The organism is Eubacterium segne, assembly GCF_014287775.1.
Taxonomy (GTDB): domain Bacteria; phylum Bacillota; class Clostridia; order Lachnospirales; family Lachnospiraceae; genus Eubacterium_G; species Eubacterium_G segne.
Window position 1 is genome coordinate 309,077 of sequence record NZ_JACOOZ010000001.1, and the last position, 20,970, is coordinate 330,046.

22 protein-coding genes and 2 pseudogenes are annotated in these 20,970 nt (G+C 36.2%); 4 read left to right on the plus strand and 20 right to left on the minus strand.

The annotated features are described in order from the left end of the window. Positions 1 to 138: 138 nt before the first annotated feature. From H8S00_RS01470 to H8S00_RS01485, 5 genes and pseudogenes are all read right to left on the minus strand, one after another. Positions 139 to 675, minus strand: coding sequence for a JAB domain-containing protein (locus tag H8S00_RS01470; protein ID WP_186839834.1), 537 nt, complete (start codon positions 673 to 675; stop codon positions 139 to 141). After that, entirely contained in the window at positions 647 to 772 is a 126-nt protein-coding gene (locus tag H8S00_RS13915) for a hypothetical protein (protein ID WP_279287333.1), read from the minus strand. The genes H8S00_RS01470 and H8S00_RS13915 overlap by 29 nt, the downstream gene beginning before the upstream one ends. 5 nt (positions 773 to 777) lie before the next feature. Further along, on the minus strand, positions 778 to 1,791 hold the full coding sequence (locus H8S00_RS01475; protein WP_186839835.1) for a DUF5688 family protein: 1,014 nt from the start codon (positions 1,789 to 1,791) through the stop codon (positions 778 to 780). A 426-nt stretch (positions 1,792 to 2,217) separates the two neighbouring features. Then, entirely contained in the window at positions 2,218 to 2,550 is a 333-nt protein-coding gene (locus H8S00_RS01480; protein ID WP_172463625.1) for a hypothetical protein, read from the minus strand. Positions 2,551 to 2,708: 158 nt separating this feature from the next. Beyond that, positions 2,709 to 3,629, minus strand: a pseudogene (locus H8S00_RS01485) (IS256 family transposase); the annotation flags it as partial. Here H8S00_RS01485 and H8S00_RS13745 point away from each other — a divergent pair. From H8S00_RS13745 to H8S00_RS01505, 4 genes and pseudogenes are all read left to right on the plus strand, one after another. After that, positions 3,628 to 3,732: pseudogene (locus tag H8S00_RS13745) on the plus strand (TnpV protein); the annotation flags it as partial. The pseudogenes H8S00_RS01485 and H8S00_RS13745 overlap by 2 nt on opposite strands. Before the next feature lie 91 nt (positions 3,733 to 3,823). Continuing rightward, positions 3,824 to 4,273, plus strand: a complete 450-nt coding sequence (locus H8S00_RS01495; RefSeq protein ID WP_055238552.1) for a MarR family winged helix-turn-helix transcriptional regulator — start codon at positions 3,824 to 3,826, stop codon at positions 4,271 to 4,273. After that, a complete protein-coding gene (locus tag H8S00_RS01500; RefSeq protein WP_118084629.1) occupies positions 4,266 to 5,621 on the plus strand; it encodes an MATE family efflux transporter in 1,356 nt (451 codons plus the stop codon). Before H8S00_RS01495 ends, H8S00_RS01500 begins: the two co-directional genes overlap by 8 nt. Positions 5,622 to 5,742: 121 nt before the next feature. Continuing rightward, positions 5,743 to 5,904 carry a cysteine-rich KTR domain-containing protein gene (locus H8S00_RS01505; RefSeq protein WP_118084630.1) on the plus strand — a complete coding sequence of 54 codons (162 nt, stop codon included), beginning with the start codon at positions 5,743 to 5,745 and terminating at the stop codon, positions 5,902 to 5,904. A 436-nt stretch (positions 5,905 to 6,340) separates the two neighbouring features. Here H8S00_RS01505 and H8S00_RS01510 read toward each other — a convergent pair whose 3' ends face one another. From H8S00_RS01510 to H8S00_RS01580, 15 genes are all read right to left on the minus strand, one after another. After that, positions 6,341 to 6,859 (minus strand): ClbS/DfsB family four-helix bundle protein, encoded by a 519-nt coding sequence (locus tag H8S00_RS01510; protein WP_186839836.1) that lies wholly within the window; start codon positions 6,857 to 6,859, stop codon positions 6,341 to 6,343. A 56-nt stretch (positions 6,860 to 6,915) separates the two neighbouring features. Next, the gene (locus tag H8S00_RS01515; protein ID WP_186839837.1) at positions 6,916 to 7,623 is read right to left on the minus strand and encodes a class B sortase; all 708 of its coding nucleotides are present in this window, start codon (positions 7,621 to 7,623) and stop codon (positions 6,916 to 6,918) included. After that, positions 7,607 to 11,923 (minus strand): SpaA isopeptide-forming pilin-related protein, encoded by a 4,317-nt coding sequence (locus H8S00_RS01520; protein ID WP_186839838.1) that lies wholly within the window; start codon positions 11,921 to 11,923, stop codon positions 7,607 to 7,609. The genes H8S00_RS01515 and H8S00_RS01520 overlap by 17 nt, the downstream gene beginning before the upstream one ends. Positions 11,924 to 12,009: 86 nt before the next feature. Continuing rightward, positions 12,010 to 12,933: a CAP domain-containing protein gene (locus tag H8S00_RS01525; RefSeq protein ID WP_186839839.1), complete on the minus strand. Its 924-nt coding sequence runs from the start codon at positions 12,931 to 12,933 to the stop codon at positions 12,010 to 12,012. Positions 12,934 to 13,112: 179 nt separating this feature from the next. Further along, positions 13,113 to 14,165, minus strand: coding sequence for a DUF6017 domain-containing protein (locus H8S00_RS01530; RefSeq protein WP_243169540.1), 1,053 nt, complete (start codon positions 14,163 to 14,165; stop codon positions 13,113 to 13,115). After that, the gene (locus H8S00_RS01535; protein ID WP_186839841.1) at positions 14,155 to 15,018 is read right to left on the minus strand and encodes a ParB/RepB/Spo0J family partition protein; all 864 of its coding nucleotides are present in this window, start codon (positions 15,016 to 15,018) and stop codon (positions 14,155 to 14,157) included. Before H8S00_RS01535 ends, H8S00_RS01530 begins: the two co-directional genes overlap by 11 nt. Beyond that, complete coding sequence (locus H8S00_RS01540) at positions 15,011 to 15,793, minus strand: ParA family protein (protein ID WP_118030577.1); 783 nt, start codon at positions 15,791 to 15,793, stop codon at positions 15,011 to 15,013. Before H8S00_RS01540 ends, H8S00_RS01535 begins: the two co-directional genes overlap by 8 nt. A 10-nt stretch (positions 15,794 to 15,803) precedes the next feature. Further along, positions 15,804 to 16,013, minus strand: coding sequence for a DUF6462 family protein (locus H8S00_RS01545; protein ID WP_118030578.1), 210 nt, complete (start codon positions 16,011 to 16,013; stop codon positions 15,804 to 15,806). Next, on the minus strand, positions 16,013 to 16,249 hold the full coding sequence (locus H8S00_RS01550; RefSeq protein WP_118030579.1) for a DUF6462 family protein: 237 nt from the start codon (positions 16,247 to 16,249) through the stop codon (positions 16,013 to 16,015). The genes H8S00_RS01545 and H8S00_RS01550 overlap by 1 nt, the downstream gene beginning before the upstream one ends. A 14-nt stretch (positions 16,250 to 16,263) precedes the next feature. Further along, positions 16,264 to 16,500: a DUF6462 family protein gene (locus H8S00_RS01555; protein WP_118030580.1), complete on the minus strand. Its 237-nt coding sequence runs from the start codon at positions 16,498 to 16,500 to the stop codon at positions 16,264 to 16,266. 228 nt (positions 16,501 to 16,728) lie between these two features. Then, a complete protein-coding gene (lysS, locus tag H8S00_RS01560; protein WP_186839842.1) occupies positions 16,729 to 18,273 on the minus strand; it encodes a lysine--tRNA ligase in 1,545 nt (514 codons plus the stop codon). Between the two features lie 25 nt (positions 18,274 to 18,298). Then, positions 18,299 to 18,784, minus strand: a complete 486-nt coding sequence (greA, locus tag H8S00_RS01565; RefSeq protein ID WP_021952225.1) for a transcription elongation factor GreA — start codon at positions 18,782 to 18,784, stop codon at positions 18,299 to 18,301. Between the two features lie 120 nt (positions 18,785 to 18,904). Further along, positions 18,905 to 19,858, minus strand: a complete 954-nt coding sequence (gene dusB, locus H8S00_RS01570) for a tRNA dihydrouridine synthase DusB (RefSeq protein ID WP_186839843.1) — start codon at positions 19,856 to 19,858, stop codon at positions 18,905 to 18,907. A 1-nt stretch (position 19,859) separates the two neighbouring features. Continuing rightward, entirely contained in the window at positions 19,860 to 20,630 is a 771-nt protein-coding gene (locus tag H8S00_RS01575; RefSeq protein WP_021952223.1) for a type III pantothenate kinase, read from the minus strand. Next, on the minus strand, positions 20,630 to 20,959 hold the full coding sequence (locus H8S00_RS01580; RefSeq protein ID WP_021952222.1) for a DUF6145 family protein: 330 nt from the start codon (positions 20,957 to 20,959) through the stop codon (positions 20,630 to 20,632). Before H8S00_RS01580 ends, H8S00_RS01575 begins: the two co-directional genes overlap by 1 nt. Positions 20,960 to 20,970: the final 11 nt, after the last annotated feature.

A 20,970-nucleotide genomic window follows, 5' to 3' on the forward strand; every position in this document is an offset into this window, starting at 1 on the left:
TTTCACCTTCTCTCTTTCTCAAATTTTTCTTATAGTTCACTTTTTTCGATTTCCGATAAGTGGGGTATGTCTAATGCAAGATACGCATTTGTATATACAAATGCATTCTTGTTAGGAAGAATCCTAAAACCTCTATATTTATCTAGTCTTTACTTCCTCTGCTATCCTTATGTCTTTGTCTGTCTTGAAGTTTAAAAATTCTAGCTTATCTGAATATACTTTGCTTTTACTAAAATTAACTAGCTTCTTATTTCTTAAGCTGAAATACCTCCCTTTCTCCGGACCAACAATAATGTGGTCCAGAAGAGGTATTCCTACAAGATTGCAAATCTCAACAAGCTTTGATGTTGTCCTAATATCTTCCTTTGAAGGCTCCAATATATTGGAAGGATGATTATGCAGAACCATCATATTTGCTGCATTAGATAATATTGCTGACTTAAGTATTTCTCTTGGTGTGGCAATGGTAGTATCTACAGCTCCAATGCTTACAAGATTAAAGTTAATAGGTTGAAGCTTGCTGTTAAAATTGATTACACACAATGCTTCCCTATCTAAGTCCCTTATGTAGTCTCCAACTACCATTGCTACCTTTTCAGGAGAAATAAGTTGTTCTTCTGATAACAGAGGTCGTTCTTTAACAAGTCTAATTGATACCTGCTTTATCTTTTCCATCCGTTACCACCTCAACTTTAATGACAAACTTTTCATCCTGATTTAAATTTGAAATTTTAATTTTTATAACCTCCTTCAATTTTTTCTCATAATCCACTATGACTATCTTCCACCTCTTTCTGTGTTTTCTCTTACACCAAGATCCACATCATCAAGACTCTTGTTCATTGTGTCTGTTGCAAGTCTTAATGTCCTTAAGTCCTTGTCATAGTGATAAACCTGATTTGAAAGCCTATCATTAATATCAACCTGCTCCATATTGATTTCATAAACCATTTCTGCAAGTTCCTCCGGTTCTCCAAAGTTTGAAGAAATAGCAATAACTTCATGTGTGCTAGACGGTAAAATGTAAAGGTCTGAACCAAGTTTTTCAGATAGTTTATGAAGTGGTTCCTCATACAACATTGATGCTGCCCCAAACAATTTTGATGCGTTTGATATAACATACATTGAACGTTCATCCGGAACATCATTAACAACTTCTTCAAATTCTTTACTCATTTCTGCATCAAGTTCTCCTACATCAAATATAATTTCCGCAATGACTTCATTCATATTCTTAACAGTTACAGGAAAGAGATTTTTTGTATTTTCATTTGCAGCCTTAAACAATTCTTCTTCTGTAACACCTTCTTTTTCAGCCAATTCATTGTTTATTAGATTTGTATAAACACCATCAGAACCTGCTCCAATATTCCATCTGTATACTATTGCCAAATCTTCAAACTCACGATGTGGCACAGTCTCTAATAATTCTCTATTCTGCTCTGCATTGATAAGAGTAAAGAATACATTTTCCATCATCTTTGATGTGTTTATTGCATCTTTTGCAAGATCCTTGTCAAAACTATTGATTGCTGTTTCCATTGTTTCTCCAGCTCTATCAATCACTGTCTCAAAGTCACCATTTTTTTTATATTCTTCGAATAGGTCATTAACATAAATTGTAGGGGATGCATTACTAAGTCCTGGAATTTCACGCAACATAAGTCCCTCCACTGCTCTGTTTGTCTTTTTTGTTTCTCTAATATCCACTATGCAATCCTTATATTTTGAACTCATATGATCTGTAATTTCATCTTTAACTTTTTCTTTGAATTCTTCGTAATTTAACATTGATTTTCCTCCATAATTTTCTTAATACTTTATTTGTTATAAATAAACTTAATTTGCACCTACACATTGTCACTACCTTTAATCTGGCGGACCATTCGCACTATTTTCCACAACTGCACCTCCTAACTTTTTACAAACAAAAAAACGCCCTACTAAATTACGGAAGACATACTGTCTCCATAATTCAATAAGGCGTTTTTTAATTATTATTTGAAGCTATTGTAAAAGCATTTGCTCTCTCAAACTTCATAACTATATTCTACAGGTAAGTTAAAATTTTGTAAAAAACTAGGATGGTCTTTTTTACAGTTTTTTTGAGTCTAGTATGGTCTTTTTGTGGAAAAGTAAAACCTCGGGACTTGAAGTCCCGAGGTTATGTTTACATTGTATTTTTAATTTTTTCAACACGACAAACTGGGATTTGTTTCACTTTCTACTAAAGAAATACTGCATCAAAGCACCTATCAACAATCCTACGGAAGAAATTACCAAATACCAAATGGAGTGTATGAGTGCAGAATCATTATAATAGATGAAAACGGAAGGAATAAAAAGAACAGAAACCAAAAGCGGATACACATACTTGGCTTTTTTCTTTGATACACTGCCCATAATTATCGCAAGTACGAAGGTTGCAACTATAATTAAAAACACCATTCCCATAGCATCAGTAGGTCCTGCCGTTAATGGAAATACATAAAACATGAGTAGTTGTGCAATTAAGATTGCGATTTCTTTGAAATACTTTTTCATATCCATATCGAGACCGTTTCAAGTTTTGTGTAAACGTTTAAAACTGATATAAGATTTGTGAATAGTTACAAATGGGCAGAGCCGATTTTCCGGATTCTGCCCATATCTGCATTATACAGGAGTTTTTGGGCATGTCAATAAAACCTGCCCAAAACAAGCTGGTTTTACAGGTTGCGTCCAATCAGACGCTCTTCAAAATAGATTTCAAGCTGGGAGTGGATTTGCCCCCAGTCCTGCCTGTGCCCGGTCCATTTTTTCGTGATATCCAGGGTTGCCAGATACAGCATTTTCAAAAGGCTGTCATCTGACGGAAAAACGGTCTTGCTTTTGGTCACTTTCCGGAGCTGACGATTGAATCCTTCAATGGCATTTGTGGTGTAAATTAGACGTCTTACTGCCTCCGGATATTTAAAATATGTGGACAGGGTCGCCCAGTTATCATGCCAGGATTTATAGATTTTCGGGTACTTGGAATCCCATTTATCTTTGAACAATTCTAACTCATTTAAAGCTGTTTCTTCCGTTGGAGCCGCATATACAAGCTTCAGATCAGCCATCAGCTTTTTGATGTCTTTGTAGGAAACAAACTTCGTTGAATTACGGATTTGATGAATAATGCACTGCTGGATTTCTGTTTTTGGATAAACAGCTTCAATTGCCTGTGGAAATCCGTTTAGTCCATCCACACATGCTATCAGGATATCTTCAACTCCGCGGTTCTTTAGTCCATTCATGATGGAGAGCCAGAACTTGGCGCTTTCGTTTTCTCCAACATACATGCCAAGGACGTCCTTTTTTCCATTCATGTCGATACCAAGGGCGATGTAGACTGCGCGTTTTACAATACGTCCTTCGCTGCGGACATGATAGTGGATGGCATCCATAAATACAACGGCATACACTTCATCCAGAGGGCGTTCCTGCCATTCCTTTACAATCGGCAGGATTTTGTCTGTGATTCTGCTGATTGTGCTGTCAGAAATATCAATATCATACATTTCACGCATGTGAGATTCAATGTCTCCGGTGGTCATTCCTTTGGCATACATGGAAAGTATTTTTTCTTCCATGTCCTGAGTTACAGTAACAGAACAGCTAAAGGCAGAAAATCAGCTTGAATGGGTCGGGAAAATGAATAATATTCGTAGCAGAGCAGTAGAGATTATAGATGTAGAATTGATTTGTGTTTATGAGGACAAAGCGGCAGATATAATGTTAAAAGTAGTTGCGTGCGCACGCATATTGCGTTATGATACTGGTGGTTAGGAGGAATATATCTATGAAACTATTAAAATGGCTTTCCGTAACAGACCGATTTTACAAAATCTATTTGGACAAGCAACTTGCCCCCTATGGAATCAACAACAGTCAATATATGTTCTTAATCAAAATCTGTCGTTCGCCCGGTATTCTACAAGATTCTTTGTTGAATATGTTCTATGTTCATCCGAGCAATATTGTACGGACGGTTGCGACATTGGAAAAGCAGGGAATGATTACACGTTCTCCCAATGATAAGGATAAGCGGACATGTAAATTGTATCCTACAGAAAGAGCATTGTCTATTATTGACGAGATACAGATGATATGCGAAAAGACAGAAGCTCTTTTATTGCAGGGTATGAGCGAATCCGAGCAGAACCTTTTTATGGATTTCTTAATACAGGCGGGCAGAAATATCACATCGGAACTCCATATAGAGAGAAAGGGGGAGGAGTTCAATGACTGAAAATCCTCTGGGCTATGAAAAAATTTCAAAGCTGTTGAAAAATTTTGCTGTTCCCAGTATTGTGGCATCTCTTATCGGCTCAATCTACAATATTGTGGATCAGATTTTTATTGGTCAAGGGGTCGGTTATTTGGGAAATGCAGCAACCAATGTTGCCTACCCGTTTTCTACCATCTGCCTTGCCATTGCACTACTGGTCGGAATTGGCAGTGCTTCCCGTGTTTCCCTCTGTCTTGGACGCAAAGAGCCGAAAGCTGCCGCCAAAGCAGCGGGAAATGGTATTGTTCTGATGGGAATTTTCGGAATTATTTATTTGCTGGTTGGAGAAACTTTTCTGTCTTTGCTCCTAAAGGCATTTGGGGCAACGACAGATGTATTTCCATATGCAAAGCAGTATGCCAGCATAACATTGATTGGAATGCCGTTTCTCATTGTAACGAATGGTATGAGCAATTTGATTCGAGCAGATGGAAAACCAAAGTATTCAATGGTCTGCATGGTTGTGGGAGCTATTATCAATACCATTCTTGACCCCATTTTTATTTTTGTTTGCGATTGGGGAATTGCCGGCGCAGCTTGGGCAACAGTTATTGGGCAAATTTTTTCCTTCATACTCGCACTCCGTTATCTATGGCGTTTCCAAACAATCCATTTTGAAAAAGAGTCGTTTTTATTGGACATCAAAGAAAGCATGAAAATTTGCAGCATGGGAATCAGCAGCAGCTCAAACCAGATTGCAGTTACCGTGATTCAAATCATTCAGTACAATTCGTTGACTTATTACGGCGCATTAACAAAATATGGAACAGATATTCCCTTAGCTGCTTGCGGAATCGTTATGAAAACAAATGCCATAATCCTTGCGATTGTTGTAGGAATCTCGCAGGGAACACAGCCGATTATCGGCTTCAACTATGGGGCAGGGCAATACCATCGTGTACGGGAGGCTTACCTGCTTGCGGTAAAATGGAACCTTGTTGTTTCCACAATTGCTTTCATCGCATTTCAATTTTTCCCGCAATCTATCATTTCGCTATTCGGAGATGGGGACGAGCTGTATTTTGAATTTGCTGTTTTGTTCATGCGTACCTATCTTTTCATGGTGTTGGTAAATGGTGTGCAGTTGCTTTCTTCCAGTTTTTTTACCGCAATAGGAAAATCGTTAAAAGGTGCTCTGTTGGCATTAACAAGGCAGACCTTTGTGTTGATTCCGCTTACCCTGCTGCTCCCGCTTCGTTTCGGAATTATGGGAGTATTGCTTGCGGGACCTGTTGCTGATTTTTCAGCGTTTATGCTATCTGTTGTACTGGTGGGTATAGAATTAAAAAAACAAAAAAATGACATGTAAACAACAGCCCTATGTGAAAACATTCTTTTTCCGCCGTTAAGTAATCAAGAAGCAAAAACTTAAAAACCGTTGCGATAAATTTTAAGTAGGATAATATTTAGAAGTAAGGATTGAGAAAAATATGGAAACTATAAAATGGGTTCTATGTCCTATCTGTGGAAATAAAACCCGAACGATAATGCAAGAAGATACCGAATTAAAGAACTTTCCACTCTACTGTCCGAAGTGTAAACAGCAAACACTTGTGGGAGCATCCCAAAGTTTGTGTAAACCTCCAAACTGATGTAAGATAAAATTACTCAGTTTGGAGGTTATTTTTATGGCAAGAAGAAAAGACAGCCCACAAAAAGCAGCAATCCGCAATATGTAATTCTCAAATGTGTTTACATCAATGCTGTTCGTATACGGGTTATAATCTGCATATATCAATCTCATATCTTATCTGTCCTTTCCTTGATTACCTAAAAATTTTGAAAGCATTTCAATCCGTTCTTCCTGCCATTTTCATTTCATGTTATAATTTGTTACTGGATTTTCTTTCCCTTAATTTTGCCCTTGCGAGCATTCGTAACATGAGGGAAAAGGATATAACACAAGGGAAAGCATAAGGGCAACCTCACTTGCTACAAATTTAGCATTTTCAAGGGGTTGCGGACTTCACGAGGATAAGATATAACAGTTAATAAATGTTATGAATTAAGTCAAATCAAAACTTGAAGTTATAGTGCAATCTTTTTCCATTTTCTAATCTTGGTTCTAAAGGTTCTGAACGGAGCAACTGTATTAACATGTATGAATTTGTATACTTCCCAGACAGCTGTTTTAGTTGCTTCATCAGCCCATTTTCTCATATGTGGTTTAAATAATTCTTCATCACTCAGAGAATCAATCATTGCATAAATAGAGTTGATATTCTCATTCAATCTGTCTTTCAATTCTTGCAGTGACAACTGAGCATATGTATCTGTGAACCATTGGTATAATTCGCCAAGCTGATTCCACTTAAAATTATCCGAAGGAGTTTTGACAGGAATACCCTTTCTTTCGTCTGATTCCCATTTAATAACAAGAGTTGTCCAGCCAACCTGATAAGCAAGATTTTCTGCCGGAGTTCGATCGATCTCATCAATTCTCTTATCTTTTAAATACTCTGGAATATCATTAAATTCTGAAATATATTTTGCAAAGCTTTTATTTATCTTGTTTTTAAGTTCATCTTTATTCTCATATGTTCTCAATAGTATATCTCCTCAGCTTCCGATTTGTATTTTACTTAACATTACGATTCATTATATCATATTTCCTTCCCGGCCACCACAATTCTCCAGTCATCTCCTTTTCCATTATCGCAGGTAGACAACATCAGCATCTGCTCTCCATACTTAGGCTTTTTTTCGGCACTCCACAAGCTATGCTCCAACACTTTCTCCACAAATTTGTCATAGTACTTCTCATCCCTTGCCATTATAAACTTCCAATATTCAAAATCCCTTATGTTCACACTCATAACGACAAACACTTCATATTTTCTTCTTCTGTCTGTTGTAAAAAATATCTTTCTGTGTCTATCAAAAAAATCCTTATTCTTATACTGTTCCAGTGCTCCAAACATTTTTCCACCGTTTATGTTATGACCATAAATAATTAGATTGTCAGACTTTTTTAAGTTACAATAAGCACTTAAGTATGGTGTTCCATAAAAACTGTAATTCTTATTAAAATCATGGTTTAAGTAATAGTCCGGATTATCCTTCGTCTGCATTACAGGATAACTAATGGTTGTTCCTGGCACTTCCAAATATCCAATGCAGTCCTCATTTTCTCCCTTTAGTTTTGTCACATTCATTGTTTTGTCTTTTTTCTCAGTAACACTTTCCTGTATATTCTCAAATTCCTTTTCGCTTTTCTTCTCCGCTTCTTTTTCCTTTAAAAAAGGAACAGCTGCAACCACAGCCATCCCTACTAAAAGAAGTATCAGAGTTATTTTAATCATTCTCTTCATTTTCCTTCTTCTCCTGTTTAAAATTGTATTTTGATTTATCCTTTGCTCTCACGCATGCAAAACATCCAAGTGCCATTAATAATGAGATAAGTGAAATCATCATTCCTGCAGTCTTTCCCTTTATTCCTGTCTGTGGTGTGTCAGGTACTTCCGGTATTCTTTCATCAACCACTGTAAGTTTCTGAAGTTTTCCTGTGTCCCTTATCCTGATTTTCTTATCCTTTGCAACCCTGTAATGCTTTGGTGAGCTTACTTCCTTAAAGGTATATGTTTCTCCAGCCTTAAGAATTCCTTCAATGAGTTCATCATTCTTGCCGGTTGTAAATTCATAAACCTTTCTGCCCTTGCTGTCATACACCTTGTACTTAGCACCACTAAGCTGCTTTTTTGTGTCTGATGCAGTCTTGTTAAACTGAACCTTTATTGTGTCATCCATCATACTTACCTTCTGAACATTTCCATCATCTGCCACTGTAAACTCAACGCTTGCTGCAGTTGCATAACCGTCTCTTGGCTGTTTTTCAGTTAAAACATATGTCTTGCCTACAGCATACTTTCCTTCAATCACGTGGCTTTCTTCCGTTGAAACCCATTCATCCATTACAACTCCTGTTTCCTTATCAGTTACCTGCATGTGACATCCTGAAAGTTCCCTTCCGTTTGTAATGTCCTTCTTTGAAAATTCAACCTTTGTTGTGTCATCATACATTACCACCTGATTATCAATATTTTCCTTGAAGCTGTCTCCACTCTTAACATAAACCTTTGTCCTACAATTACTGCTACCACTTTCAACAAGCTTGAATGTAATGGCATCTGCAGTTACAAATCCATCTGCAGATCTTGTTTCAGTTAATGTGTATTCCCTGTTCTTTAAAAGTCCGTATATTCTTAATGCATAATCGTTGTCTTTTTCGACATGAACGTTGGAATATCCCATTTTCTTAAGATTTTCATTTAACTTAACTGATGAAATGTCACCTGAAATCCAGCTTATGATTTCATTACCATTTTCATCACTTATCTTTAAATGACAGTCCTTGATTTCCACTGATGATGCAATCATTCTCTTGCTGATTACTGTTTCAGTCTGGTCTTCCTTAACCATTACCCTTGCTGAAACCATGGCTGTTTCCTGATTCTTGTATTCAAGGTGAACCTCATGCATTTCCCTGTCAATGTAATAGCTGTCACTTACACTTTCCTCTAGAAAATAGTAATTACCTGAATTTAATGCCTCATTAATAAGTTTTCCCTGCTCATCAACCTTGCCGTATCCTTCATCCATTACCGGCACATTAAACGGTATCTTTGCCACACCATTTTCATCTGTTGTGACTGTGGCAATTTTTTCACCAGCCTTTACAATCACGTTTCCCTTTCGGTCATAAATGTTGTCTCTTGAATAGAATCCAAACACTGCACCTGCAATGGGTTCTCCTGTTCTTGAATCCTGCTTTTCAAGTGTAATGTATGTCTTTACAAGGTCATTGTAAACATCAAGTTTTCCTTCCTTGGAATTTTCAGAAACATCAAGTACATATTCATCATCCTTGTTATTCCACTTAAAGCTTAAGTCCCATGATGCCTGTTTTGGAAGAACATAACCGTACTTTGTCTTCACTTCCTTTAGTGTGTATTCACCAAGTGGAATATTTAATGTCATTGTGCCGTCTTCTTTTAAGTTATATTTGCAAATGCCATTACAGTCATTTGTAAACTCAGCCTTTTCACCTGTTGTAATTGTTGCCACAACTGAATCCTTATTGAACAACACTGTTCCCTGATTGTCCTGTGACAAGATGTCCTCTTTTGCAGTAAGCTCAAACACAACACCGTTAAGCTTTACATCATCATAATCAAATGGATTTACATTAACCCCTGTTGCTTTATCAGTGCTATTTAATGTTCCTGTCACCTTGTTTGAAACTGCGTCAGTCTTGCCTGATGTATTATCGTTTGTTTTATTTGCTTCAGCACCACTTTCATCATTTCTGCCACATAACTCCGGTCCCATTTTATCCAATGTAAACTTTCCATAAGTCACGTCATTGTAATACTCGCACTCTGCATAAAGGTATTCATTTCCAAGTTCATCCTTCATTGTCTTGTATGAATTGCTGTTTATTTCAACTATTACAGGACTCTTGTTTACCTTGTATCCTTCCGGTCCCTCGATTTCGTATACCTTGTATGTTCCTGCCTTAAGCTTCTCATAGGTAATGATTTCTCCTGTATCATCAGTTACAAATCTGTCCACAACAACAATTGCGTTTCCATTACTGTACTTCTGTGTTACAAGAGTTTCATTTCCTTCCTTGTCTACCTTGTAAATCTGATATGTTGTACCTTTCTTTAAGACTGTCTGATGTGTCTTTGAATCCTTCTTCACGATTTTTAAGTATGCCGTAAATTCAGGATTGTTTAATAAGTACTGATAAGTCTTGCCGTTTTCAGTTACATTCACATAAAAGTCAGGACACTTTTCGGTATTGTCTGATCCTACGGTCTGATGAACCACATATGTACCATATGGTAACTGTTTTGACTTGGCATAACCGTTTAAGTCTGTTGTAAGAATGTCTCTTTCAGTTGCCTTTGCCTTGTCGTAAGAGCCTGCACTTGCAAGATAAATCTGAAACTGTGCACTTTCTTCAAATGGCACAATGCCTGCAGTTCCGTTACCCATGCCCTTGATGATTGCCACATCACCCTTGACTGGCTTTTCTGAAACCTGCTTTTCAACTGAATTGTATTCTGCAGTGAACTTTGCACCATCGGCAACAATGTCATATATCCTGTCATTCTTAAGATATCCCCTTGGTGGTGTGATTTCCTTTAGGTAATAAGTCTTTCCACATCTCATGTAGTCTGTTTCAAACTGGTAATTCTTGTCTGTTGTATATGACTTAATTAACTTTGTGCAGGATGCATCTGAATATACACCATACACTGCACCTTCAAGTGTTGCATCACCCTGTGCAGTCTTGCCTGTTTCTTCGTCAATCTTTACGGCAGTTAATTTTACCTTCTTGTACTTGTCCTTAAAAACAGGCTTGTATGCTAACTTATAGTTACTATAAGTTCCTTCTGTAGTTTCAGGCCAATCACCATCATCGTTTTTAATCCAAGAATCAGCCTTAGTAAGTGTTACTGTCACTTTATTATTAGTTAAATCAGTCATCTTATTATTTCCCTTGTCTACCACAAAAGAAGTCAATAGGTTGTCGCTTCCTGAATTTACTTCCTCAATAACATACTTATTACTGATATCATTCATCTGGTCATCAAGGTCTGCTTTTTTTAATTTTTCTGCACCAGCCTTAGATAAATCAGATGCGTAATTATATCCTTTATCATCTAATAGGTCTTTCATTTGCTTTTTGTCAGATACACTCATCTTTGATAATTCATCATCAGAAACGTAATAATATTTTTTTGAATTCAATACATATGTAAATCTAAATACAATTTTTCCGTTTGAATCTGTCATTACATCCTGACTAAACTTTGTTGCATCCTCATCCGCATCTTCTTTCACTGAATCTCCCCAACCATTATACTGATATGAATATAATTCCTTTATGTTTTTAGCTGTAAATCTAAAAGTAACTTTTGGAAGAGTAGTTCCATCTTCATCAACTTTTTCAAGTGTTATTCTTTGTCTATAATATCTTTTTCCACTTGTAGCTAAATATTTATATTCTTCATCAGTTGATTTTATTTGCAACAGTTTTTGAACTTCACTGTCATCCGTGGAGCCTGAATATTTCCAAATATAAATATCGCATTCCACTTTTTTCCCTACTTCAAAAATGTCCGAATATAACATATCATCTTTATAATATCCTGTATTCTTTTTAACCTGATTAATTACACTTTTTAAATTACTTTCACTTGTGTATCCCTCTTCAACACTCCAGATAAGACACTGTGCATAAACCCAAGCCTTATTACTACCTTTTTTCACTTGATCATACCAATATCCAATCTTGGCTTCTAACTTATTCTTTGTGTTGGCATCATCACTACTAATTGTTTTTGATTCAGATTTGTAAGTATATCCCGTATGACATGCCTTTCCCAAATCCATACAAAAAACCGGCTTTGAATCTACCTGAGTTTGAAGCCATGTTCCGCTCTCACTCTTTGAACCTATATTCACTGTTCCTAATTTTCCCAGTGATTCCAAACTGGCAACTCCACTTGCAGCACTTACTGAAACCATTGGGCAAACATTTGTTGTAATCATTACTGCAGCCAACAATCCTGCTATCATTTTCTTCATCTTATTTAACATCTTATACCTCTTTCCTTTCTTGAAAAAGACAAAAAAATACCTTATCAAATCACTAAAGATTTAATAAGGCGTTATCTGTCATTTATTCATTTTTTACATTTTTCTTCTAGAAGTTTATCTATGTCTGCATCTGCAAACAATGCAACCCAATAATAACCTCCACTTGCTCTATAGCATGCTATCGCTCCCTTAACGTGACTCTTTGATAATAAATTTTTGTAATGAGCACTGCTTCTTTTCCATTGCTTCATCGCTTCCTTGTATGAGAAAGCTCCTTCAAGAATGTTTTCACTAGAAACATAATTTATGCCATATTCAGAATCTCCTTCCTCAATCCAAATAAACTCATCATCAATCTTATATTTTTTTGAGAAAACCTTCATTGCTGTTTCATACCATCCGTCATGTCTGTAGTTCTTGCTGATTTGCTTTGCTCTCTCCAAACAAACATTATATACATTCTCTGACCATTCAATTTTCTCTGCTCCTGCAGATTTTCTGTACTTATTTTGAAGTACAAATGCATTTTCAGATGCTACTCTGTCTGTGAAAGGCTTCTTAACTTTGCCCCACTTTGTTCTTGGATAAAGTTCTTTCTTTATTTTAACATTTTTCACTTTTGAAAATTGTCCATACACATTGTTTCCATTAATTTTCTTGTATGCCCTTATCCTTATCTTAACCTTCTCACCCTGAAAACAATTTGTTAACGTAAAGTAATTTTTCTTTGTTGTTTTTATTTTCTTCCAGTTTTTTGTCACTGGATAGTAAACATAAACATTGTAACCTGCAACTTTCTTTTGCTTTTTCCAACTTATCTTGTAACCTGCTGTATACTTTAACTTAGTTGTTGCAAGACTGGCATTCTTGATGCTCTTAAAAGTCTTGGTAACTTCTCTTGTCCTTACATTAGTCACTTTGGATATTTCTGTCGCTTCAACACTGCTTGAACATATCACATTGGCGATAATCAGCATTACTATAATCACATATTTAATTTTTTTAATCATGGTACCAACCCTTCTGCGCAAAATTTAAGTCCATTTATAACAAACATTTATCAACATCAATGCAGTGGTAAATACATCAACTGTTGATAGGACTATAATAGCACAACAAATCTGTAAAACAAAACTCTAGTATGGTCTTTTTTTGACCTTTTTCGAGTCTACTATGGTTCTTTTTTCATTTAATCGCTTCTAAATTTTGTTCTCATTGCCAACTCCGGCATATCATGCTGAACCAATGCTTTATAATAACTATCCATTGTCATTGGAGCATTATATAACGTTGCCAGTAAATATTTTTTTATGTTTCTTACATCAGAGCTATTATGGTTCAGGCAATCTAAAACATATTCAATATGACTCTTGTCTAATTTACAAAATCTTGACTTTATCATTTCTGTTGAAATTCTATTGCCACTGATTATCTGATACTCCTTGTCACTTACTATTGCCTCAACCATAATGTCAACCAGATTGTCAACTTGTTCTCTGTCAGTTGTGTTATTCTCAATCAGGAGGTCGTAATCAATGTTGTGTTTTATCAATTTTTCGTATGCTTCGTATTTTAGTTTTATCATATCCCTTCCCATCCTATCACCTGCAGTAGGCGTGATATGATTAGATGTGATATAACTCTCATTAGTATTATTTATATTAGTCTTACTACTATCAGTCTTATTATTAAGTGGTGCAACATCGGTAACCTCTTGAAGTATAATATTTACACCTCTTGAAGTTTCCTCTCCTACACTTCTTGAAGTGTAAGGTGTTACACCTCTGGAGGTTTCCTCCCTTACACCTCTTAAAGTGTAAGATGTTACACCTCTAGAATCTCCGCAATTATCCTGTGAAGTTTCAATATCTTCTTTGTCTCCTGAATAATATCTTTCAATTATGAAGCTTTTTACATACAACAGGCTTGGTAAACCTAATCCCCTTCGTTTCTTTTCAACTAAGCCAAATTCAACCAGTTCATTAAGGTACTTTACCGCTGTCTTCTTACTAAAATTGAAATCTTCCATTATTTCAGCAACCTGGTATATTATGTACACTCTGTTCTCGTCATCAAACCATCTGTTTTTCATTGATAGATTCATTCTGTCAAGTAGCACTCCATACAAAAGTTTGGCATTGACTGACAAATCTTCAAACATTGGATCTGTTATCATTGTCTTTGGTATCTTTATGAAATTAAATTGGTCGGCTTGGTTTCCATAATAATAATCAAATGCCATATCCTTCACTCTTCCATTTCTCCAGAAGCTGATAAATTATTTCTTCCATATCTTTCTTCGAATAATCTTTCGGAAAGTACTTTTCTAATTTATTCTCTGGTAATATTACTTTTTTCTTTTTCCTTGGTTTCGAATTAATATTTTCAACCACATCAGAAATCTGTTCCTTGTTTTCTTTATTCATTTCTCTAATACGCTTAATTTGCTCATCATTAATGCTGTATCCCTGATTAATGTAATTTAATACTTCTTTCTGCTTTTCTTCTGACAAATCAGCAATTTTTACCGCTAACGTGATTGTTAGTTTCTTCTGATCCACCATATCCAATAATTCAGCAATCAGGTTTGTTAGTTTAACATATCTGGTAACCTGTCTGCCTCCAAGTCCGTTGTCCTCGCCAACAATCTCACGACTTCTGTCACCCCTTTTTCCCATATGACTTATGGCGTCCATCTTCATCTTAAAGGCAAATGCCTTTTCACTTGGTAGTATTTCCTCTCTTTGAATGTTACTGTCAACCATAATTATCGTGGCATCATCATCCGTTAACTCCTTTATTATTACAGGTACTTTTTCCAATCCTATTATCTCTGCGGCTCTCTTTCTTCTGTGCCCTGATATTACTTCATAGAAGTTATCCTTTTTTCTTACCAAAATTGGTGACAGTATTCCTCTTTCCCTTATTGAACTAACAAGTTCATTCATTCTTTCATCATCCAGCACCTTAAACGGATGATTTTTAAACTCTCTTAATAAGTTAATGTCTAATTCCTTTGTTCCTTCACTTTCAATATTCACACCAAGTAATTCATCATAACTTGTTAATTTTATCTTCTCTCCAAATTTACTCATTTTCCAAGACCTCCTCTGTTAATAATTCATAGCTCTTTGCAACCTTGCTTCTTGCATCGTGTGTGTATATGCTCTTTCCCACTGCACTTGTTTCTGCAGCTCTTACTGACATTGGAATCTTATTGTCAAAGATTCTTATGCTCTCTCCATATGTGTTTCCCAAAGCCTCGATGATGTCCTTTGTATAATTTGAACGCATGTCGACCATCGTAAGCAACAGTCCCTCAATTGTAAGACCCGGATTGATCTGTTTCTTTACTCGGCTTATGGTTTTTATAAGTTGCTGTAATCCCTTAACCGGCAAATACGCCGCCTGACTGGGTATAATGACCGAATTGGCACATGTTAATGCATTTATGGTAATAACACCCAAACTTGGCATGCAATCAATTAATATGACATCATATTGTTCTGTGATTTCTCCTAACAAACACTTCATTACCATTTCCCTACTCATTACACTTACCATTGATACTTCTAAACCTGACAGTTCAATATTTGCGGGGATAAAATCTACCCCTTCACAATGATGGTGGATTAATTTTTTATAATCAATTTTTTCATCATTGATTACATCCAACATTGCATTTGCTAGTGTATAATCAAGTTCATCTGGTTCATTTACACCTAAACAGATTGATGCACTTCCTTGAGGATCTGCGTCCACTATCAAAACTTTTTTTCCTTTTCTCACTAAACCTATTCCTAGGTTGACTGCGGTTGTGCTTTTTCCACAACCCCCTTTCTGGTTTGCTATTGCAATTATCTTACTCATATACTTCCTCCTACAATTCTCTAAATTTTTCTAAAAATTTCTCAAAGATTTCGCAATTCACCAACACAATCCCATTAACCTTATAGGTTGCCTTTGCTTCTTTAGCTAATTGTTCAAACTTGCTATGTCCCATACTGTACAGTTCTGCACCTTCTTTATATCTAACAAATTTCTTAGCCAATGCTTTCGTTTCTCTTACTGTTCCTGCACTATTAACCATTATTTTTCCTCCTTCAATCTAAGTTTTCTGATGTGTTGTTCTAAAATATGTCTGTTAACTCTTACCATTTTGCCAATCTTATAAACTGCACCTGACTCTCTACATATTCTTATAAAAGGTTTCATTCCCATCTTGTAATACTCTGCACCTTGCTTGAAGGTAATAAAATCCCTCTGTAACATGTCAATATCCTGTTCATCAATGTCATATGAATACATCCAAATATTTCCACTCATATTCTGCTCACCTCCTATTTCTTTGCTGGTTCATGAAATTGCTCTAAATATTCATTAAAAATATCTCTGTTAATCAATACATATCCATCAATTCTGTAAATAGCCCCAGCCTTGCTTGCCAATTCAAACAATTTTTTATGTTGAATACTATAAACATGTTCTGCTTCCTGATACCTTAAAAACTTCTTTTCAAGATTTCTTCTTTTTTCCTTAACTTCTTTAATTGGCATAAATTCTTGTTTTCTTTCCATAATAAATCTCCTTAATAAAAATTTGAGTCTATGCAAAATGGCAACAAAAAAGACACTTTTTAAAAATTGCTTTTTAAAAAGTGTCCTAATTAGGATTAACTATTATATAGTTGTTTGACAGTTATATATCTCATATTGATACATAACTCTTCGTATAAACCTTCTGATTTGATGTCAATTTGATGTCAAATTTAATTTAAACCTCTGCAAACCCTTTATTTATGAGCTTTATTTATCCAACTGCTTCATTGTTGGGAACAACAGCACGTCCCTAATTGCTGCAGAGTCTGTAAGTAACATTACCATTCTGTCGATACCAAAGCCGATACCGCCTGTAGGTGGCATACCAATTTCAAGGGCATTTAAGAAGTCCTCATCTGTATGTTCTGCCTCATCATCACCTGCTGCAAAAGCCTCTTCCTGTGCTGCGAATCTTTCTCTCTGGTCAATTGGATCGTTAAGCTCTGAATAAGCATTAGCCAATTCCCATCCGTTCATAAAGAACTCAAAACGTTCTACATAATCAGGATTTTCCGGTTTCTTCTTTGTAAGTGGAGAAATCTCAATTGGGTGATCCATAATAAATGTAGGCTGAATCAAATGTTCCTCTACATATTCCTCAAAGAATAAGTTTAGGATGTCACCCTTCTTGTGACGTTCCTCAAATTCCACATGATGCTCTTTAGCAAGCTCTCTTGCCTGTTCTAATGTTTCAACTTCATTCCAGTCAACACCTGCATACTTCTTAACAGCATCTACCATGGTAAGTCTCTCAAACGGCTGACTTAAATCCATCTCAATACCATTGTATGAAATCTTTGCGCTGCCACAAACCGTTTCAGCCAGATGTCTGTAAAGATTTTCTGTTAAATCCATCATACTGTGGTAATCTGTATATGCCTGATATAATTCCATAAGAGTAAATTCCGGATTGTGTCTTGTATCAACACCTTCATTACGAAATACTCTTCCAATTTCATAAACCTTCTCAAGTCCGCCTACAATAAGTCTCTTTAAGTAAAGCTCCAATGAAATACGAAGCTTAACATCTTCATCTAAAGCATTAAAATGTGTCTCAAAAGGACGGGCAGCCGCACCACCTGCATTGTGAACAAGCATAGGTGTTTCAACTTCCATAAATCCCTGTCCGTCTAAGAACTTTCTGATTTCACTTATAATCTTTGATCTCTTAATAAATGTATCCTTTACTTCCGGATTCATAATAAGGTCAAGATATCTCTGACGATATCTTAAGTCTGTGTTTGTAAGACCATGATGCTTTTCCGGAAGAATCTGAAGACTCTTTGATAAAAGTATAACTTCTGTTGCGTGGATACTCTTTTCACCTGTCTTAGTAGTAAATGCGTATCCCTTTACGCCAACGATGTCACCGATATCCATCTTCTTAAAGGCTTTATATTCGTCAAAAGGTTCATCTCCTAATTCATTTCTGGCTACATAAACCTGAATATTTCCTGTTTTATCCTGGACATTACAGAATGATGCCTTACCCATAACACGTTTAAGCATAATACGTCCTGCAATAGAAACAAGTTTAGCATCATCTTTAATGAGCTTTCCTTCCTCGTCATGCTGACATTCAAACTGTTCAAAATTATCCTTAATTTCTGTTGTATGATTTGTAACATCATACTTTGTAATCTGGAAAGGATCCTTTCCCTGTGCCTGCAAATCAGCAAGTTTCTCGCGACGTACCTTTAAAAGCTGATTTACATCCACCTGCTGGTTATTATTCTTATTCTGCTCTGCCATTTTTAACTCCTAATATACAAATATTTTATCTCTCTGTCTTAATTTCAAGAACTTTATATTTTGAAACAGTATCACCCATTTCAACTTCAACTTCCTCACCAACTTCTTTTCCAATAAGTGCTCTTCCAAGAGGTGATTCATTTGAAATAAGTCCCTTTAAGCTGTTAGTCTGTGTTGAACCAACAATGCTGAATTCCAATTCCTCATCATATTCAAAATCATAAATCTTAATATGACAACCAACGTTAATCTTCTTATCATCAATGTCATCTGCACCAACAACTTCAACGTTTTTAAGAATCTTCTCTATTTCTTCAATTCTTGTTTCAATATCTCTCTGCTCATCCTTTGCAGCATCATATTCAGCATTTTCTGATAAGTCTCCCTGCTCTCTTGCTTCCTTAATCTTTGCTGCAACTTCTTTACGTTTATTTACTTTTAAATCTTCTAATTCTGCCTCTAATTTCTGTAATCCTTCATAAGTAAGAATATTTTTCTTTGCTTCTGCCATTTTCTATTCCTCCAATCGGCTACTGGTTCAAAACTTTTACACTTTATAATAGCAAGGTGACTGTTTATTGTCAACCTTAACGCCCTATTTTACTGGGGATTTTGCCAAAATTCCCCCTTGTTATAACCTGGATTCTATAACCTCTTTTAGAGACTCCCAGCTTACTATTTCATTACATCTGCGTCTAAGCTCTGCTGAATGTGGCAGACCCTGTGTGTACCAGGCAATATGTTTCCTCATTTCCCGCACTGCGGTATATTCGCCTTTGTACTCAATAAGCATAGATGCATGTTTTAAAATCATGTTTTTCACCTCTTCTGCCGAAGGCTTCTCAGGCACTATTCCTGTTTTAAGATATTCATTAATTTCCTTAAAAATCCACGGATTTCCTCTGGCAGCTCTTCCTACCATAAGTCCGTCGCATCCGGTATATTCCTTCATTGCCTTAGCATCCTGTGGTGAAAAAATATCACCATTTCCTATAACCGGGATTTTCACCGCCTCTTTCACTGCCTTAATAATATCCCAGTCAGCCTTTCCGCCGTAATACTGCTCCCTTGTTCTCCCGTGAACAGCTACAGCTGCCACTCCACAGCTTTCAGCAATCTTTGCAATTTCTACCGCCTGAGATTCCCCATCCTTAAAACCTTTCCTTGTTTTAACAGTTACCGGTTTGTTAATGGCTTTAACCATTTTTGTAAGGATTTCCTCAACTAATTTAGGCTGTGTCAAAAGGTATGAACCCTCATGGTTATTTACAATTTTAGGCACCGGGCATCCCATATTTATATCAATAAAATCACAGTTCCCTTCCGCCACACGGCTACCTATTTCAGCCATTATATCCGGATCGGAGCCAAACAGCTGGATCCCCACAGGATGTTCTCTTTCGTCAATGTTAAGAAGTACATCTGTATTTTTATTTTTGTATAATATAGCCTTGGCACTTACCATTTCCGAATACAATATGCCGCATCCCTGTTCCTTGCAAAGCAGACGAAATGGCAGGTCTGTTACACCTGCCATTGGTCCTAATGCCAAACTATTTTCAATTTCAACATTACCTATTTTCATATTATTTTCTGTTCTTTTCGTAAATTATTCGCATTCCCTGAAGTGTCAGTTCGTTATCATATATATCAATTCTGTCCGTATTTTTATAAATTATACGTCCCATTCCCCCTGTAGCAATTACCTTAAGATTGTCAAGACCGCTTTCTTCCTTTATCTTATCAATAATATACTCCGTCTGTCCGATGTATCCGTATACAATACCTGCCTGCATGCTTGAAATGGTATCCTTTCCTAAAATAGATGACGGCTTTTTGATTTCCACCTCAGGAAGTTTTGCAGTACAATCCCAAAGTGCCTTGGCACAAATCTTTATTCCCGGAGATGTAACCCCCGCTTCAAAAGTTCCGTCCCCTAAAATCAAATCATATGTAGTAGCTGTTCCGAAATCCACCACGATACATGGTCCGCCGTAAAGTTCATAAGCTGCCACTGCGTCAACTATTCTGTCAGAGCCTACCTCCCTAGGGTCGGTTCTATTAATTTTTATACCTGTTTTAGTACCGATACCTACGATTATAGGCTCAATTCCAAAATATTTAATAATTCCACTGTTAAGGGAATACATAACCTTAGGCACAACAGATGAAATAATAACATCTTTTATGCTTTTAATATTAATTCCCTTTCTAACTATCATTTCAGCAATCAATGAACCAAATTCATCTGATGTTCTAACCGCCTGAGTGGTAATTCTGAAAGTAGAATGTATGTCTTTTCCCTCAAACAATCCCAGTGTAATATTTGTATTTCCTACATCAACTGTCAACAGCATTACGCATCTTCTCCTAAAACAAATACTTTATAATACATTTCCAAAGATTCCAGCAATTCAGCCTTTTCCAGCTGTATCTGTCTGATTTTCAGTCCGCTTCCGATATCATCATATAATATGTCTCCTTCGTCTGCTTCCGTAATCAGTCTGAGACTTCCGTCCTCCTGAAACTCCAGTAAAAAAATTCCTCCTACGTCTTCCGTGAACAACACACACATTATTTGTAATTCCTGCTTAATCTGTTCCGGGAGATTAGAAAACTGTTCATTTAAATAATATTTCTTCTCATATGCACTAGCGCCACACAAGACCATCTTTTCATTAAACATTTCCAAGTACC